The 17,485-nt window shown below is 63.5% G+C and carries 13 protein-coding genes, 1 other RNA gene and 1 pseudogene; 6 read left to right on the top strand and 9 right to left on the bottom strand.

Going from position 1 to position 17,485, the window contains the following annotated elements; genetic code table 11:
- Positions 1-62 precede the first annotated feature (62 nt).
- The 6 genes from MMB49_RS03055 to nagB form a co-directional block, all read right to left on the bottom strand.
- Positions 63-1,796, bottom strand: coding sequence for a dipeptide ABC transporter ATP-binding protein (locus MMB49_RS03055; protein ID WP_047271734.1), 1,734 nt, complete (start codon positions 1,794-1,796; stop codon positions 63-65).
- Positions 1,789-2,940, bottom strand: coding sequence for an ABC transporter permease (locus MMB49_RS03050; RefSeq protein WP_013363253.1), 1,152 nt, complete (start codon positions 2,938-2,940; stop codon positions 1,789-1,791). Before MMB49_RS03050 ends, MMB49_RS03055 begins: the two co-directional genes overlap by 8 nt.
- Position 2,941: 1 nt before the next feature.
- Complete coding sequence (locus MMB49_RS03045; protein ID WP_003821622.1) at positions 2,942-4,030, bottom strand: ABC transporter permease; 1,089 nt, start codon at positions 4,028-4,030, stop codon at positions 2,942-2,944.
- Positions 4,031-4,185: 155 nt separating this feature from the next.
- Positions 4,186-5,856, bottom strand: a complete 1,671-nt coding sequence (locus MMB49_RS03040; protein ID WP_047271732.1) for an ABC transporter substrate-binding protein — start codon at positions 5,854-5,856, stop codon at positions 4,186-4,188.
- Between the two features lie 284 nt (positions 5,857-6,140).
- Positions 6,141-7,397 carry an N-acetylglucosamine-6-phosphate deacetylase gene (gene nagA, locus MMB49_RS03035; protein WP_265067861.1) on the bottom strand — a complete coding sequence of 419 codons (1,257 nt, stop codon included), beginning with the start codon at positions 7,395-7,397 and terminating at the stop codon, positions 6,141-6,143.
- Between the two features lie 137 nt (positions 7,398-7,534).
- On the bottom strand, positions 7,535-8,347 hold the full coding sequence (gene nagB / locus MMB49_RS03030; protein ID WP_003812347.1) for a glucosamine-6-phosphate deaminase: 813 nt from the start codon (positions 8,345-8,347) through the stop codon (positions 7,535-7,537).
- A gap of 250 nt (positions 8,348-8,597) precedes the next feature.
- Between nagB and MMB49_RS03025 the strand changes: the two genes are divergently transcribed.
- On the top strand, positions 8,598-9,737 hold the full coding sequence (locus tag MMB49_RS03025; RefSeq protein WP_014760008.1) for an ROK family protein: 1,140 nt from the start codon (positions 8,598-8,600) through the stop codon (positions 9,735-9,737).
- Positions 9,738-9,780: 43 nt separating this feature from the next.
- Here the strand turns inward: MMB49_RS03025 and MMB49_RS03020 are convergent, their stop codons facing one another.
- A complete protein-coding gene (locus tag MMB49_RS03020) occupies positions 9,781-10,515 on the bottom strand; it encodes a copper homeostasis protein CutC (RefSeq protein WP_047271730.1) in 735 nt (244 codons plus the stop codon).
- 243 nt (positions 10,516-10,758) lie between these two features.
- Here MMB49_RS03020 and MMB49_RS03015 point away from each other — a divergent pair.
- From MMB49_RS03015 to MMB49_RS03005, 3 genes and pseudogenes are all read left to right on the top strand, one after another.
- A pseudogene (locus MMB49_RS03015) lies at positions 10,759-11,967 on the top strand (ROK family protein).
- A gap of 105 nt (positions 11,968-12,072) precedes the next feature.
- Positions 12,073-12,969, top strand: coding sequence for a carbohydrate kinase family protein (locus tag MMB49_RS03010; RefSeq protein ID WP_047271728.1), 897 nt, complete (start codon positions 12,073-12,075; stop codon positions 12,967-12,969).
- A 68-nt stretch (positions 12,970-13,037) separates the two neighbouring features.
- Positions 13,038-14,321 (top strand): MFS transporter, encoded by a 1,284-nt coding sequence (locus MMB49_RS03005; protein WP_003817038.1) that lies wholly within the window; start codon positions 13,038-13,040, stop codon positions 14,319-14,321.
- 284 nt (positions 14,322-14,605) lie between these two features.
- Here MMB49_RS03005 and dtd read toward each other — a convergent pair whose 3' ends face one another.
- Positions 14,606-15,079: a D-aminoacyl-tRNA deacylase gene (gene dtd / locus MMB49_RS03000; RefSeq protein ID WP_003812335.1), complete on the bottom strand. Its 474-nt coding sequence runs from the start codon at positions 15,077-15,079 to the stop codon at positions 14,606-14,608.
- Positions 15,080-15,438: 359 nt separating this feature from the next.
- On the opposite strand from dtd, the gene MMB49_RS02995 reads away from it, so the two are divergent.
- Positions 15,439-15,720 (top strand): hypothetical protein, encoded by a 282-nt coding sequence (locus MMB49_RS02995; protein ID WP_229940936.1) that lies wholly within the window; start codon positions 15,439-15,441, stop codon positions 15,718-15,720.
- A gap of 82 nt (positions 15,721-15,802) precedes the next feature.
- Positions 15,803-16,199, top strand: a transfer-messenger RNA (tmRNA) gene (gene ssrA, locus MMB49_RS02990).
- An 86-nt stretch (positions 16,200-16,285) separates the two neighbouring features.
- Here ssrA and MMB49_RS02985 read toward each other — a convergent pair.
- Positions 16,286-17,098 (bottom strand): cell division protein FtsQ/DivIB, encoded by an 813-nt coding sequence (locus tag MMB49_RS02985; RefSeq protein ID WP_003817017.1) that lies wholly within the window; start codon positions 17,096-17,098, stop codon positions 16,286-16,288.
- Between the last annotated feature and the right edge of the window lie 387 nt (positions 17,099-17,485).

Here is a 17,485-nt window from a genome sequence, read left to right as displayed (position 1 = left end):
TGGAGTCGATATGTGTCCTCCCGCCAGCGGGGCGGAACCGGTAATCCTGCTGGGGCTAGCGGCTAGGCCGCGTTTTCGGCGGCCAGGAGCTCGTGCAGGTGGGCGCGGTGCTTCTGCTGTTCGCGCGGGTCGGGAACCGGCAGCGAGGCGAGCAGTTTCTTCGTGTACTGGTTGCTCGGCCGCTGCATGATGTCGTCGGCGTCGCCGTGCTCGACGATGCGTCCCTTGTGCATGACCATGATACGGTCGGCGAGCATGTCCACCACGGCCAGATCGTGGGTGATGAACAGGCAGGCGAATCCGATCTCAACCTGCAGCTTCTTGAACAGTTCCAGGACCTTGGCCTGCACCGACACGTCGAGCGCGCTCGTCGGCTCGTCGGCGATCAGCAGCGACGGCTTGAGCGCCAGCGCGCGTGCCAGCGAGGCGCGTTGCCGCTGGCCACCCGACAGCTCGTGCGGGAATCGGCTCATGTACGCCCTCGGCAGCTGCACCATCTCCAGCAGGTCGCCCACGTACTCCTTCGCGTCAGCGACCGACGAGTACTTGCGGTGCACGATGAGCGGTTCGGCGACGTTCTCCGCGATGGTCATCAGCGGGTTGAACGAGCTGCCCGGATCTTGGAACACGAATCCGATGTCGGCACGCTTGGGCTTGAAATCACGCTCCCTGACGCCGTTCATCTCGACGCCGAGCACATTGAGCGAGCCTCCGCTCACTTTCTGCAGGCCGGCTATCGCGCGGCCGGTGGTGGATTTCCCGGAACCGGACTCCCCCACCAGACCGAGCACTTCGGAACGGTGGATCGCGAAGTCGATGCCGTCTACGGCCACGAAGTCGGGCTGCATCAGGTGCCCGGGGTACGTGATCGTCAGTCCCTTCGCCTCGACGGCCAGTGGCTCGTCATGCCAATCCGACGTGCGGTCGATCGGCTTGCCGCCGACATCGCGCACGACCAGCTTCTGGCCGATGCGCGGCACCGCCGCCAGCAGGCGCTGGGTGTAGGGATGGCTGGGGTGGTAGAAGATGCTTTCCACATCACCCTGCTCGACGACATGGCCGCGGTACATCACGACCACCTGGTCGGCGATGTCGGCGATGACGCCCATGTTGTGCGTGATGATCAGCACGGAGGCGTCGAACTCGTCGCGGGCGAGACGCAGCAGGTCGAGGATTTCGGCCTGCACGGTCACGTCGAGCGCGGTGGTCGGCTCGTCGGCGAGGATCAGCCCGGGGTTGAGCACCAGCGCCATCGCGATGACGATGCGCTGCTTCTGGCCGCCGGAGAACTGGTGGGGATAGTAGTCGATGCGGGTCTCGGCCTCGGGGATGCCGACCTTCTTGAGGATGTCGATGGCCTTCGCCCGGCGCTCCTTCTTGTCTTTCATGCCGTGGGCACGCAGGCCCTCCTCGATCTGCCAGCCGATGGTGTACACCGGGTTGAGCACCGAGTTGGGCTCCTGGAACACCATGGCCGCTTCGGAGCCGCGCATGCGGCGCAGATCCTCACCGGACAGGCTTAGCACATCAAGACGTTCGGAGTCGGCACGGTTCGACAGGTAGATCGCACCGGACGTGGTGGCGGTCTCGGGCAGCAGCTTGATGATCGAACGGGCGGTCACCGACTTGCCGGAGCCGGATTCGCCGACCACGCCGACCACGGTCTTGCGCGGGATGGTGAAGTTCACCTTGTCGATGGCCTTGATGGAGCCCGCATCGGTCATGAACGAGACGCTGAGGTTCTCGATTTCGGCTAGATTGCCGGACGTGTCCTTGACGTTGGTCGAGTCACTCATGGTCGGTCTCCTTTTCCATCACCTGCGCGATGGCAGGGTTCTCCACACTGACCTGGGGCTTGCCTTCGGATTTGAGCTCCGCGATCACCTCGTTGTCGGCGCTCGGCTTCTCACTGGGGTCGACGGACGTGTCTTCGATGGAGCCGATGACCTCGCCGGCGGACTTGCGGGCACGAAGACGCGGATCCGCCAGATCATTGAGCGATTCGCCCACCAGTGTGATGCCCAGCACGATCAGCACGATGGCGATGCCGGGGAACACGGCCGTCCACCAGATGCCGGCGGTGACGTCGGCGACGGAACGGTTCAGGTCATACCCCCATTCGGCCGCGGCCGTCGGCTCGATGCCGAAGCCGAGGAAGCCCAGTCCGGCGAGCGTCAGAATCGCCTCGGACGAGTTGAGCGTAAGGATGACGGGCAGCGTGCGCGTCGAGTTCTTCAGCAGGTGCTTGGTCATGATGCGCCATGTGGAGGCGCCCACGACCTTCGCCGACTCGACGTAGGCCGATCCCTTGATGCGCACCACTTCGGCGCGGATGGTGCGGAAGTACTGCGGGATGTACACCACGGTGATGGAGATGCCTGATGCCAGGATGCCGCTCCACAGGCCGGACTGGCCGCCGGAGATCATGATGGCCATCAGGATGGCGAGCAGCAGCGACGGGAACGAGTAGATGGCGTCGGCGATCACGACCAGCACGCGGTCGACCCATCCGCCGAAATATCCGGAGATGAGGCCGAGCAGCACGCCGGCGAAGATCGACAGCAGCACGGCGACGATGATGGCGATGACCGCGGTCCTCGCTCCCCACACCGTGCGGCTGAACACGTCGAATCCGCCGACGGTGGTGCCCCAGATGTGCTTGGACGAGGGGGCGGCCTGCGTCGGGAACGACACGCCGTCCGCATCCTTGATCTGCGAGTATCCGTAAGGCGCAATCAGCGGGGCGAAGACCGCCACGAGCAGGAACACGCCGGTGATGACAAGGCCCGTGACCAGCATGGCCTTCTGCCAGCCGACCGCGATCTTCAGGTCGCGCACCACCGGCAGCTTGCCGTACCATGGCACCGGCTTGTTGACCTTGAGGTCGCCGAGCCGCTTGTCGCCGGGCACGCCGACTTTGGTTGCAGTGCTTTCGGTCATGTCAGTACCTCACTCTCGGATCGATGAGCGCGCTGATCACGTCAACGATGAAGTTGACCACGGCGACGATGATGGCGATTAGGATCACGATGCCCTGCACGGCGACGAAGTCACGCTGCTTGAGGTACTGGGACAGCATGAATCCCAGACCCTTCCACTCGAAGGTGGTCTCGGTCAGCACCGCGCCGGCGAGCATCAGCGCGATCTGCATGCCCATGACCGTGATGATCGGGATCATTGCGGGGCGCCAGGCGTGCTTGGACAGCAGACGGCCCTCCGACACGCCGCGGGAGCGCGCCGCCTCGACGTAGCCGGACGTGTACGTGGAGATGACGTTGGTGCGCACCAGACGGATGAACACGCCTGCGGTCAGCAGACCCAGCGCGAGGGCGGGCAGCACCGCGTGACGCAGCACATCGACCAGCACGCTCATGTCACCCAGCTGGAAGGCATCGATGATGTAGAAGCCCGTGGGCGACACCAGCCTCTGGAATTGCATGTCGCTGGCGAAGCTGGAACGACCGGATGGGGGCAGCACGTTGAGCCACACCGCGAAGACGAGCTTGAGCATCAGTCCCAGGAAGAACACCGGCGTCGCATAGCACAGGATGGCGAACACGCGGATGCCCGCATCGGCGGCGTGGTCGCGGCGCCTGGCGGCGAGACGGCCCAGTCCGATGCCGACGATCAGAGCGACGATCAGGCTCAGGAACGCGAGTTCGAACGTGGCCGCCCCGTAGCGGGTCAGGATGGTGGTGACCGGCTGGTTGTCGGTGAGCGTGGTGCCCAGATCGCCGCGCAGCAGCCCGCCAAGATAGTCGAGGTACTGCACGACCAGCGGACGGTCATAGCCGGCGGCGTGGATACGGCGTTGCAGCTCTTCGGGAGTCAGGCGTCCGCCCATGGCGGCGGAAATCGGGTCGCCGGTGGCACGCATCACGAAAAACACGATGGTGACGAGAATGAATACAGTGGGGATGATCAGCAGGAATCTGGTCAATACGAAACGGAAAAACCCACTGGACAAACGGTTTTTCTTGGCTTTCGGCTGCGTCTTCGCAGGTGCCGACGCCGTGGCGCTTTCGGACACGCGATGCTCCTTCTGGGGAAAAACGATCGAATACGGATGATGCTCCCGCGGCGTGTGGGATCGCCCGCGGCGGTCATGGATGGCTTGGCGTCAACTGCACCATCCATGACCGGCTTCACGGGCGTCGCCCCGCGTCGGCGGGAGCCGGGACTGGATCAGGACTTGGTCACTGATGCGTAGCGGAAGCGGAACGAGGCGTCGAGCACGACACCCTTGATGTTCGTTCCGGTGACGGCCACCTGGGCACCCTGCAGCAGCGGGATGGTGGACAGGTCCTCGGTCTCCAGGGCCTGGACCTGCTTGAGGATCTCCTCACGCTTGGTGGCGTCCTTCTCGCCTGCCTGCTTGACGATCAGATCGTTGACTTCCCTGTTGGAGTAGCCGTTGTTGACGAAGTTGCCGTCGCGGAAGAACGGGGACAGGTAGTTGTCCGGATCGGAGTAGTCCGGGAACCAGCCGAGCTGGTAGACCGGGTACGAGCCGTCGGAGTCTTCGGTGACGACGCGTTCCTTGTTGTACTGCGTCCATTCGGTCTGCTGCAGGTCGACCTTAAACAGGCCGTCGGCCTCCAGCTGGGACTTGATGGCGGCGTACTCGTCGGCGGACGAGGAGCCGTAGTGGTCGCCGTTGTACTGGAGCTTGAGGTCGACCGGGGTCGAAACGCCGGCGTCCTCCAGCACCTTCTTGGCCTTGGCGGCGTCGGGCTTGCCCTCACCGTCGCCATAGGTGGCCTTCAGCGTGTCGTCATGGCCGGACAGTCCGTCGGGGATGAAGGAGTACATCGGGGTGTAGGTGCCCTTGTAGACCTTCTTGCTCAGCTCATCGCGGTCGATGAGGTTGGCGACGGCCTGGCGCACGGCCTTGGCCTTGTTGGCGTCGGCGTCGGACTGGGACTCGCCGTAGGGCTGGATCTTGAAGTTGAAGGTCAGGAAGCGTTCCTCACCGCCCGGCCCCTTGACGACCTTGACCTTGGAGTCCTTGGACAGGTCCTCGATGTCGGTCGGGGTCAGCGAGCGGAAGGCCACGTCGATCTGGCCCTGCTGGACGTTGAGCTTGAGGTTGGACGCGTCGGCGAAGTACTTGACCTGGATGGCGTCGTTCTTGGCCGGGGTCAGGCCCTTGTAGCTGTCGTTCTTCTCGTAGGACGCGGTCTCGTTCATCTTGAACGCGGTGAGCTTGTACGGGCCGGCGAACGCGTTCCCCTTGACGATGGTGTCGGCGTCGGTCAGCTTGTCGGCGTCGAAGACCTCTTCGTCGACGATGGGGCCGGCCGGGCTGGACATGACCTGCTTGAGCGTCACATCGAACGGCACGGAGTCCTTGAACACGACGGTGGTATCGTCCGGAGCCTCGACGGATTCGACGTTGGCGAGCAGCGAGCTCGGGCCGTTCGCGTCGTTGATCGTCTTGATGCGGTCATACGAGAACTTGACATCGGATGCGGTCAGGTCATGACCGTTCGCGAACTTCAGCCCTTCCTTGATCTTTACGGTGAATTCGGTGCCGTCATCATTCCATGTACCGTCATCGGCGGCGATATCCGGGCTCAATTCGGACGTATTGTAATCCTGTGCATACAGGAACGGGAAAATCTGAATCTGCACGGCATACGAACCATTGTCGTAAGAGCCCGCGGGATCCACGCTGGTGATCTTATCGGTGGTGCCGATGGTGATCGCGGATCCGCTCGCCGTATTGGCGTCCTTCACGCCGCCACATGCGGTCAGCGATGCGATTGCCGCGATGGATGCGACAGCCGCCAAAAACTTGCGATGATTCTTCAAGGGAAATACCTCTTCCTTAACTACTCTCCGCGCCGTCTTCATTGGCACGGTCACCAAGACTATGGGGTTATTGTGTTAGCCATGTGTTTCCATACGAATCGGCTGTGATGTGCAAGGGTGCGGCTTGTGGCCGAATAACCCTTGGAATTGCAACTATTCCGGTATTTTGCGACATCCGCCACACAATGCCCACATTATGAGACCGGAAGAGGTGGGGGCGACAAGGCTGTACATGAGATGAGGGCCGCCTGCATATGCAGACGGCCCTCATCGCGACCTATCACAGTTTCCCGTGACGAATGCAATCAACGCCTTGCGGCTGCGCCTTACTTCAGCTTGCGGCCGGCGCACCACACCTGGTTGACCGTCCAGCTGGACGGATCGGTGAGCAACAGGTCGGCGGCGTACCCGGGCGCGAGCAGACCCAGCGGGGCGCCGGTGACCGCGTTCGGCTTGTCGTAGCCGAACGCGCGCGCGGGCGCCAGCGTGGCAGCCTCGACGGCGTCGACCGGGGAGATGCCCAGCTCATTGACGGCGCGCTGCACGGCGACCTCAAGCAGCAGCGTGGAGCCGGTGATTGCACCGTTCGACACCAGACGGGCGTGGCCGTCGACGACGTTCACGTCCAGCGCACCCAGCTTGTACGGGCCGTCAGGGCAGTCGGTGGCCGCCATCGCGTCGGTGACGAACGCCGTGCGGTGGGGTGCGAACTCGAAGCCCAGCTTGACCATCGGGTCCTGCACGTGGAAGCCGTCGTTGATCAGCTCGATAGTGACGCGCGGATCCTCCACGGCCGCCGGGATCGGGCCCGGCTTGCGGTGGTGCAGTCCATTCATCGCGTTGAACATGTGGGTCATGATGCCCGCGCCGGCGTCGAAACCGGCCTTGGCGGTCTCGTAATCGGCGTCGCAGTGGCCGACGGCCGGCACGACGCCCGCCTTCGTGAACTGCTTGATGGCGCTGATGCCGTGAGGCAGCTCGGGCGCGATGGTGATCTGGCGGATGCAGCCGTCGGCAGCGCCCAGCAGCTCGTCGACGAGCTCGGGAACCGGGTCCTTGAGGCACTCGGGATCATGAGCGCCCTTGCGGGCGAGCGCCAGGAACGGACCTTCGAGATGGGCGCCGAGCACGTCGGGGCGCTCGTCCATCTTGGCGCGAACGTTCTTCAGGTTCGCGCAGATCACGTCGATGGGGTTGGTGATCAGCGACAGCACCTGCCTGGTCGTGCCGTGCACGGCGTGGCCGGCACGCGCGATGTCGATGCCTTCCGGACCGTCATCGAAGGAATGCTCCCATGCGCCATGCGCGTGAATGTCCACATAGCCCGGGGTGATCAGCTGCCCGGCCGCATCGATGATGGCCGTCTCGTCGGCCGGATCAAGGCCGATGGAACGACACGCCGACTCGAACGCCTCGTCGTCGGTGCCGGTGGCGACGATGACACCGTCCGCCGCGGTCAGCCAGAAATGATCCTGGACGCCGCACGCATCCACCTTGCGGGCACCGCGAACGGCGACGCGACCCGCCTCGCCCTTCAGCGCATCAGTCACCCGCGCGACGATCTGTTCTCGTGATTGAGTCATATTGTCCTACCTCTTTGTATGTGATTCGGGGCGCGATGATGACCGCCCCATGCGAGGATGGGTCCCCCAGACGGGGAACCCATCCGTCATGCGCCCCGGTTCGGGAGCGCATATCGATATGCCTGTCAGGGCGCTGATCAGATGCCCTGCCAGGCCGGCTTGTGCTCGAAGGCGTACTTGTAGTAGTCCTTGTGGCGCAGGCGGGAGGCGGCGGCCTCGTCGACGATGATCGTCGCGTGCGGGTGCAGCTGCAGAGCGGAAGCCGGGCAGAAGGCGCTCACGCCGCCCTCGCAGGTCTCCTCGACCGCTTCGGCCTTGCCCTCGCCGAAGGCCAGCAGCACCAGGTGACGGGCCTTGAGCACCGTGCCGATGCCCTGCGTGATGCAGTGGGTCGGCACCTGGTTGATGTCGTCGTCGAAGAAGCGGGCGTTGTCGATGCGGGTCTGTTCGGCCAGGGTCTTGACGCGCGTGCCGGAGGCCAGCGACGAGCCGGGCTCGTTGAAGCCGATGTGGCCGTCGGTGCCGATGCCGAGGATCTGCACGTCGATGCCGCCGGCGGCCTCGATGGCCGCATCGTACTCGGGGCCGGCGTGGGCGATACGCTCGCCGTCCTCCAGTGGGGCGCCGTCGAGCACGTCACCGGGCACGTGCACCTTCTCCGGGTCGAGGCCGAGCGGCTCGACGACGGTGCGGTGGATGGTGGAGTGGTAGGACTCCGGGTGGGTCAGCGGCAGACCGATGTACTCGTCAAGCGCGAAACCGCGCACCTTCGACACGTCGATGTCCTCGGCCTTCACCATGGCGGCGAGGTGACGGTAGGCGGCCAGCGGGCTCGAACCGGTCGCCAGACCCAGCACCGCGTCCGGCTTGCCCTTGATCAGATCGGCGACGCAGCGGGCGTACAGCTCGCCGGCCTCATCCTGATCCTTCACGATAATCACTTCAGGCATGTGCAACCTCCTTGTGTTGTTCATTCTTCAGCGGTTCGGCCACCCCGTTGTCATCAGCGACCAGCCGTGCCGTCACGCGATTCTTGCGTTTCCCGTGACATGCGCATCCGCTATTTGTTAATGATACTAACTAATGTGTATATCCGCATCTTCGGCGACACAACGGACATTGAACATGAGCGACCGTAGAATGAACATTGCGTGACAAGAAATGGTCTCGCGGAGAACCACGGAAAGGATCCAGGGACTTATGACCGCTTACCAGCAATCCGGGATATGGGCCCCCCACAACCCGGGACAGAGCGGCAAGGCAAGTCCCGCCGATGCAAGACGCACGAACCGGTCATTGATCTTCAGCCTGCTGTTCCCCGACGTCCAGCTTTCACGCGCCGAATTGGGGCGGCGCACGGGACTGTCCCGCGTGGCGGTCTCCGATGTGGTCAACAGCATGCTCAGCTGTCACCTGCTGCGCGAGAACGGCCGCGAGTCCAACGGCGGCAAGGGCAAGCGAGGCACGCTGCTGAGCGTCGACCCCGACACGCTGCATATCATCAGCATCGACCTGTCACAGCCGCATCTCATCCAGGGCGAGGCCACGAACCTGCTCGGCGAGCCGGTCATGCACGTGGAACACGCGCTGCGGGCGGTGAACCATGTGGATTTCGACACCATCAACGAGGTCATCACTCCCCTGCACGCCGCCACGCAGAACGTCATCGGCATCGGGCTCGCCATGCCCGGCGTGGTCGACGGCAACGGCCTGGTGAAGCGCTCCACGCTGCTCGGCTGGCGCAACGTCGACGTCCGCACGCCCATCGAACGGCGTTTCTCACTTCCCGTCACCGTGAACAACGACGCGACCGCCGCCATGTTCACCGAGCGACTGTTCGGTAAGGGCGGCCCCAATATGATGTTCGTCCGCCTGCGCCGTGGCGTCGGAGGTGCCGTGCTGCTGGGCGACGTGCCGGTGTTCGGCGAGAACCACGCCGGCGGCGAGATCGGCCACATCTCCCTCGACCCGCAGGGCCCTCCATGCGCCTGCGGCAAGCGAGGGTGCCTCGAACGCCTGGTCTCGGCGACCTCGCTGCACGCACGGCTGCAGCGCAGCGACGAACGGATGCGCGCGAGCATCCTGCGCGAGGCCGGCACCTATCTGGGCACGGCGCTGTCCATGCCCGTGGGACTGCTGGACCTTGCCGACGTGTGCGTGTACGGGCAGAGCGACATCGTCAACGACACCCTGCTGTCGGCCGCGCAGGCGCAGCTCGACCTGCTGACCGGCTCGTCGTTCCACACGCGGACCATCATCCGCCGATGCGAGTGCAAGGGCGAAATCACCCTGCGTGGCGAAGCCCTATCAGTCCTCCACGATTACCTGGAAAACCGCTGATCAGGCTGCGCGCCACCTCCCGACAGCGGGAGGATTTGGATTTTCAGCGCGCGGCGGCGACTGCGGCACGCACGACATCCCGATCGGTGCGGCATACCATGACGCCATCGCCTCCGCCTCCGGGGCCCCCATCCGATGTCATCGTGCGTTTCGCCGACAAATGAATCGCCGACACGCCCGTCTCCTTCAAGGCGGGAATGAGATCGACGGTCACACCGCCGCCGGCCTGTATCTGGATGCGCCCCGCGGCGTATTCGGACAGATCCCGCAGGCGGCCCAGACCATCCGGGACGCATGCGGCGCCACCCGAGGTGAGCACGCGGGTGAAGCCAAGTTCGATCAGGGTATCCAGCGCGGCGAACTGATCGTCGAGCATGTCGAACGCACGATGATACGTGACCTGCACCTTGCGATTGCAGCGCACGGCCTCGTTGCGGGCGGCCTCGGCCAGCGCGCGGGTGAACGGCACGTCAATGCGTCCGTCCTCGGTCATGCCTCCGACGACGACGCCGGACGCCCCGGCGAGGATGGCCGAACGGACGTCGGCGATCTGCACGTATTTCTCTTCATCGGTGAACGCGAACGAACCGCCTCTCGGACGGATCAGCACCTGGACGCCTTGGGGTACGCCGACATGGGAGCATGCCTGGATCATGCCGAAGCTTGGGGTCAGCCCGCCCGTGCCCATCAGAGCGGCGCACAGTTCGACGCGATCCGCCCCCTCCTCATGTGCGATGCGGGCGCCCTCCACGTCCTGCACCGCGATTTCAACCGTCATTGTCATCTCCTTCGATGCGTCACATACCTTGTCTATCACCGTACCATCCCGCACGAGGGCACCCGAACCATCCCACGCCCCGACACGCGCAAACCGTGGGACAAGGCGCGACACGCCGAACAACGGCGCGCCTCCCTTTTTTTGATTAACAGTGTTAATATATAAACATCGTTCATATTCAATGACGAGCATGACAACAACACGCAACGACCGCGTACACGGCACGACAGCGAAGGAGCAGTGATGACCAACACCATCGCCAACGCAACCCTGGCATCAGTGTCCGAAACCAACCGTTCGCGGATCATGCAGCACCTGTACCAGCACGGCATCAGCTCTCGCGCGCAGATCGCCAAAGCCCTCGACCTCACCCCCGCCGCCATCACCAAGATCACCGCCAAGCTCATAGAAGTCGGCGCCATCAAGGAGACCGGCGATTTCGAGGGGCGCAAGAACCGCCGCTCCATCGGGCTCACTCTCGACACCGCAGAATTCCACGTCATCGCCGTGAAATTCGCGCGAAGCCTGGTACAGCTCGGCGTGTTCGACCTCGCCGGCAAACCGCTGACCGTGCAGGAACTGCCCCAAGTCACCGAAGACACCATCGACTCGGCGATCATGCAGCTCCACGACACCATCGGTTCGCTGATCGAAGCCGACCGACGCATCATCGCCATCGGCATGGCCGTCCCCGGCCCCTACCTGCGCAACGTGGGACGCACCGCCGTCGTGTCCTCGATGCGCGGATGGCAGAAAGTCAACTTCATCCACGAATTCAGCAACGCGTTCACCGTCCCCGTGTTCGTGGAGCAAGACGCCCGCGCCGGCGCGATGGCCCAATACCTGTTCGATCCCACCATCACCACCGAGAACCTCGCCTACTACCTCGTCGGCGAAGGCGTCGGCCTCGGCGTGATCGACCACGGCAACATCATCAACGGCGCCCTCGGAGCGGCCACCGAAATCGGCCATGTCAGCATCGATATCAACGGCAAGCCGTGCGACTGCGGCAACGTCGGGTGCCTCAAACGCTACTGCTCCACCCCCGCGATCCACTAGATGATCCTGAAGGAAGGCGATCTGATCGCCGATGCCGGCACGATGACCCACCTGCAGGCATGCCGAGCGCTGTTCGCACTGGCCCGCGGCGGCGACAAGCGCGCGATCGCACTGATCAAGCGGGTCGCACGGTACGTCGGTTTCGGCTGCATCACGATCTTCAACTCCTTCAACCCCTCACAGATCGTCATCGGCGACATCGTCGCCGAAGCCGGGCAGCTCTTACTCGACGAAGTGCACAAGGTCATCGACAAGCACGTCATCCACGAGCTCAACGACACCACCGCCATCACCCTGTCCGCCCTGCCCGCGGACGCCGCCCTGAACGGCGCCGCGGCCGTAGCCATCAACCAGTTCCTCGACCACCCGTCACAGTTCTTCGAACTGTCGTGACCGCCCGCGGAACATCACGGATTTCCGGGGTTCCCCACAACGGAGGACCCCGCAGCAACACAACAACACAACAACCACAGCAACCATTCCGGAAAGGAAACCATCATGACCAAGCCCATCGTTCTGTCTCTCGGAGAGCTCCTGTGGGACATGCTGCCCAGCGGAAAGCGCGCAGGCGGCGCCCCCGTCAACTTCGCCTACCACGCGAAGATGAACGGCGCCGACGGCTGGTCAATCAGCGCGGTCGGCGAGGATGCGCTCGGCGACGAGCTGCTCGCCGAAGCCGAGAAGGCCGGCATCCACTCCATCATCCAGCGCAACGCATGGCCCACCTCCACCGTCGAGGTCAGCTTGAAGAACGGCATCCCGGAGTACACCATCGTCAAGGGCGTCGCCTGGGACCACCTGCTGCTCACCCGCCAGCTCATCGAGGTCGTGGAGCAGGCCGACGCCATCTGCTACGGCACGCTGGCCCTGCGCTCCCCCGAGACCCACGACACCATCATCGAGCTGCTCAAGCACACCAAGCCGGGCGCAATGAAGTTCTTCGACATCAACCTGCGCGGTGACCACTACTCCAAGGAGCTCATCGAGGAGCTGCTTGAAGCGGCGACCGTCTTCAAGATCAACGACGCCGAACTGCTGCTCCTGCGCGACATGTTCGACATCCGCGGCACCTCCGACGACGACGCCTGCCGCTGGTTCATGAGCGAGTACGGCCTCGACTACGTTATCCTGACCGGCGGTTCCACGTTCTCCACCATCATCTCCAAGAACGGCGAGTCCTCCACGCTGGCCGCCCCGCACGTCGAGGTCGTCGACACCGTCGGCGCCGGCGACTCCTTCTCAGGCACGTTCACCGCCCGTACGCTGCTCGGCGACACGCTGGCCGAGGCGCACCGCAAGGCCGTGAACACCGCCGCGTACGTCTGCACCGCCAACGGCGCCTGGCCGGAGTACCCGGACACCATGCCCGACTACCTCGCGCAGGCCGCGCAGTGACACGCCCACAGGATGCACCGACGATCAAATAATCACAGCTCATTATCAGAGAAAAGGGAAACATCGCAATGAGCAACGAAACCACCAAGCCAGTCAACGCGGGATTCGCCAAGATCCTGCCTGTCATGTTCGCCTTCTTCGTCATGGGCTTCGTCGACCTGGTCGGCACCGCGACGAACTATGTGAAGGCCGAGTTCGGTCTCGCCGACGGAACCGCCAACCTGTTCACCACCATGGTGTTCTTCTGGTTCCTGATCTTCTCCGTGCCCACCGGCATCCTGATGAACAAGATCGGGCGGCGCAAGACCGTGCTGTGGTCCATCCTGGTGACGCTCGTCGCCATGGCGCTGCCGATCATCGCCTACCTGCTGTGCCCGATGAAGTCCACCGTGCAGCTGGTGCTCATCGTCATCTCCTTCGCGTTCCTCGGCATCGGCAACACACTGATGCAGGTGTCGCTCAACCCGCTGCTGACCGTGTTCGTCAAGGGTGATAAGCTCGCCTCCACGCTGACCCTCGGCCAGTTCGTCAAGGCGTTCGCCTCCCTGTTCGCCCCGTGGATCGCCATGTGGGGCGCGAACAGCATCTCCGCCTTCACCTACACCAACGCTGACGGCAAGCAGGTCGGCATGTGGTGGATACTGTTCGTGATCTACTTCATCGTCGGCATCCTCGGCTACGTGCTGCTCGCGTTCGACAAGATCGAGGAGCCCGCGCCTGACGCCGGCACCACTACCATCGGCCGCTGCTTCAAGCTGCTGTTCTCCGACCGCATCGTGCTCCTGTGCTTCCTCGGCATCGTGGCGCACGTGGGCGTGGACGTCGCCATCAACGCGCAGGCGCCGCGCATCCTGACCGAGCACACCGGCGACACGTTCACAGCCATCGCGTCCTCCGCGACGATGGTGTACTTCGTCGCCCGCATGATCGGCTGCTTCACCGGCGGCATCGTGCTCCAGAAGATCAGCAACAAGCTCGGCGTGCGCATCTGCGGCGTCATCATGACGCTCTCCGCCATCTGCTTCGCGATCTTCACGCTCGTGCCGACCAATCCGCCGGTCTGGCTGTTCTGGGTCGCGGTCGCACTCGTCGGCTTCGGCAACTCGAACGTGTTCTCGCTGTTCCTCTCCCACGCGCTCATGTACCGTCCGGACCGTCAGAACGAGATCTCCGGCCTGATGCTCATGGGCCTGATCGGCGGCGCGATCTTCCCGCCCATCATGGGTGCCGCGGCCGACGTCGCGGGTCAGTTCGGCGGCATCCTCGTGATGGCCATCGGCTGCCTCTACGTACTCGTCGTCGGCTTCGCCTACAAGGTGCTCGAAAGCGGCAAGAAACCCGTGGAAGCCTGATAGGGTCAAGGCGCTTCGGCGCTGACTGACCGCCCCGCAAAGCCCGCCCGATTGACTGACCGGTTACGACCGGCAGCCGGTCGGGCGGGTTTTCGCATATTCGAGAACCGACACGGACACGGCAATATTCCGCGCGGGTTGCACGGGTTGCGTCACGGGCACCGTCACGCGGGACGCCGTCACACTGGAGAACCGTCACGCTGTGCGGGTTATGCGTCACGCAGTGAGGGATCGCACAGTGACGGTACTCTCGCACGGTGACGGCGCAGCCGCGGCCCGACCGGTCAATGGCGGTCGGCGGTGTCGATGACGATCGTGACCGGGCCGTCGTTGACCAGGCCGACGCGCATATGGGCGCCGAAACGCCCCTCGCGTACTGCAACGCCCCCGGAGCGCAGCGCCTCGTTGAATTTGATCCACATGATGTCGGCATGTTCCGGCTTGCCCGCGCCGACGAAGCTCGGCCGGTTCCCCTTGCGCACGTCGGCGAACAGCGTGAACTGCGACACGGACAGGATCTCACCGCCGATGTCCTGGATCGACCGGTTCATCTTGCCCTGCTCGTCCTCGAACACGCGCAGACGCAGAATCTTATGCGCCAGCCATGCGATCTCGTCATCGCCGTCCTCATCGGTCACGCCGACCAGCAGCAGGAACCCCGGACCGATCTGCTGAAGGTCGAACGTGGGATCCAAATCCCCCAGCTCATTGACGACATCGACCGACGCCTGCGACACACGCTGCAATACCACTTTCATGTATCGGATTCTATCGCACCCACCACCACCGCATCCGAACTGGGCATACCACGGCATACCCCCCCCCAAAAAAAAACCATAAGCGCGAACGAACACGCGATTATGCCGCGTCCACCGAAGCCGGCCGGCACCGTCGCCTCCGGAGAACAGGGAACCTCTCCGGAAACCGAGGGGGGGGTGTCCGGCCCGGCGGCAAGAACGAAGCAACCGGGGACAATACCCGTAAGGACGGCACCGATGCCGACAATGCCGACGGCAAATCCGCACAGCTCGATTCCACTGCACAGCCCGACAGGAGCGGCCCGAACGGCAGCCCCTCCGGGCACTGGGAGACCCGGCCGGTCTATGAGACGCAACGTGTGCAGGCGCCAACCGGACGCGCCATCTTTGAACACGACGGGTTCACTGCGAACGTGAACGACCCCGCGTTCGAGGAGCACGGTGACTACCTGCTCAAGTCCGGCCTCCCCGACAACTACCGGTACGAAAAGGTCTGGCAGGACAAGCAGATCCAAGTCGGGACCCGGCAGGAGGATCACGGCTCGTATCAGATGCAGAGCATCAAGTCCGGCACGAAAAAGGTGCGGACGGGAACCAAGCGCGTCCAGACCGGCACCAAGCGCGTATGGGTGACCGACTGATGACCGACTTGCTTTTTCGAGCAGCCGGGATATAATGAAATGTCCGGCCATAAACCGGAATGCGAATTGATAATTCAATATCGGGGCTGATCGGTTTCGACGGTGACCTGTTCGTCGCAGGGAAGCGTGCCGAGAACGCAGGGTCCGCTCGTGGATGCCCCCTGCAAAAGAATAAGTGCTAAATCTAACCGCACTGAGTTCGCTCTCGCTGCCTGAGCTTCGCGCCAGGGTTAAACAGTGAGCAGCCGCTCCGTTCACTCCCTCTCGTCTTCGGGGGGATGCTGAGCGTCGTTTAGAAGACTCGCCTGAATCATTGAGCCACAGGGTGATTCGGGGACTTTAACTGCGGATATGCCCGCCATCAGTTGTCTGCGACATCGATGGGGGCAGAAAAACCGCCATATGGCCAGCAGACTACGCACGTAGAAGACTGAGGGTTCGGTCATCGGACCGGGGTTCAATTCCCCGCAGCTCCACTCGCCAAGGGCCGCATGATTCCAACGATCATGCGGCCCTTTTCGTATTTTCACCCGCGTTTCGCGTCCTGCCCACGGCGAAACGCGCGCTATTTGATGATGGGTCGGCTCGGGGCCGACACGTCGATCTGATGCTTGTCTCCTATCAGCGACGGGTCGCTGAGCAGCTTGTCGACGATCGCCGACTTGAGTTTCAGCTCGGACGAATCACCCCAGACGACGACATATTTGCCGGAACTCAGCTCGGTGGTGATGGAATCCTGCGTTTTCGCGCTCACCTTGGTGATGACGGTGCGCATCGTGTCGGGCAGACCGCCGAGGATGGTCAGTGCCTCCTTGACGGCGCGGCTGTTCAGACCGTTGTCCACCGAGCTCACCTCGATGACCGGAATACCTTTCATGGACGCCTTGCCCACCGCGTTGAGCACGCGGGCCTTGCGGTCGACCGCCACCAGGGTTCCATCTGGTTCCTTGAGCATGGCGGCGGGCTGCTGCGCCTTGATGTCAATCTCCAGCGAGCGCGGATACCGTTTGACGACGTTCGCCTGGGTTACGCCGGGGATGTTCTTCAGCTGCGAGCTGACCTTGTCTGCGGAGACCAGGAACAGCGATTTGCCGGATTGCTGGTTCGCGATGTCCAGCACATCCTTCTCGCTCACCCATTCGTTGCCGCCGCTGACGCTGATCTGCGAGGTTTCCAAACGGAACACGGATGAGAACAACAGAAGCCAGATCAGCGCGGACACCAACGCCGCGGCCAATATCACAATCAGCACGCGGATGGCGGCGACCCGGGTGCCCGCCTTCTTCCGCTCCTTCAGGCGCGCGTCGAAATCCAGCACTTTGGGACGGGTCGCCACGCCGAGCACGCCGACGTTCTCATCGAGCGTCTTCTTGACCACATCCTCGCTGTGCAGGCGACGCGCGTCGACGAAACCTTCGGCGCGTGATACCGACCGGGACGAGGACGACGAAACGCTCCGGGACGCCGTCTTTCCGAACCTCGATTTTCGGGAGACTGTTTTCCCGCCCTTTGCCTGCCGGGAAGTCTCTTTTTCTAAGGCCTTTTCCGACTTCCTGCCGGACGTCATCTGCCGGCCCGTCGCCTTCCCGACCGTGGTTCTCCCCGGCGATGCCTCTCCGGATGCAGCCTTCCGGGACACGTCATTCGACGCGGTGCGAGGCTTTTTCCTGGTCTGGCGTTCCCGTGTCACGGCGACGCGATTGGCTTCGGCACCCGACGATGAGGCCCTGTCTGCCGTCGTGCGCGGCTTGCGCGAGCCGGACCC

This window comes from Bifidobacterium sp. SKU, assembly GCF_026016405.1.
Classification (GTDB): Bacteria; Actinomycetota; Actinomycetes; order Actinomycetales; family Bifidobacteriaceae; genus Bifidobacterium; species Bifidobacterium bifidum.
This window is presented reverse-complemented; position numbering and strand designations above follow the sequence as displayed.

What these genes read in the sequence shown, in the direction of transcription:
- MMB49_RS03020 (WP_047271730.1), bottom strand. Translation starts at nt 10,515, where the DNA reads ATGACGGTTGAAATCGCGGTGCAGGACGTGGAGGGCGCCCGCATCGCA.
- dtd (WP_003812335.1), bottom strand. Translation starts at nt 15,079, where the DNA reads ATGAAAGTGGTATTGCAGCGTGTGTCGCAGGCGTCGGTCGATGTCGTC.
- nagA (WP_265067861.1), bottom strand. Translation starts at nt 7,397, where the DNA reads ATGACTCAATCACGAGAACAGATCGTCGCGCGGGTGACTGATGCGCTG.
- MMB49_RS03005 (WP_003817038.1), top strand. Translation starts at nt 13,038, where the DNA reads ATGAGCAACGAAACCACCAAGCCAGTCAACGCGGGATTCGCCAAGATC.
- MMB49_RS03025 (WP_014760008.1), top strand. Translation starts at nt 8,598, where the DNA reads ATGACCGCTTACCAGCAATCCGGGATATGGGCCCCCCACAACCCGGGA.
- MMB49_RS03050 (WP_013363253.1), bottom strand. Translation starts at nt 2,940, where the DNA reads ATGACCGAAAGCACTGCAACCAAAGTCGGCGTGCCCGGCGACAAGCGG.
- nagB (WP_003812347.1), bottom strand. Translation starts at nt 8,347, where the DNA reads ATGCCTGAAGTGATTATCGTGAAGGATCAGGATGAGGCCGGCGAGCTG.
- MMB49_RS03010 (WP_047271728.1), top strand. Translation starts at nt 12,073, where the DNA reads ATGACCAAGCCCATCGTTCTGTCTCTCGGAGAGCTCCTGTGGGACATG.
- MMB49_RS03040 (WP_047271732.1), bottom strand. Translation starts at nt 5,856, where the DNA reads ATGAAGACGGCGCGGAGAGTAGTTAAGGAAGAGGTATTTCCCTTGAAG.
- MMB49_RS03055 (WP_047271734.1), bottom strand. Translation starts at nt 1,796, where the DNA reads ATGAGTGACTCGACCAACGTCAAGGACACGTCCGGCAATCTAGCCGAA.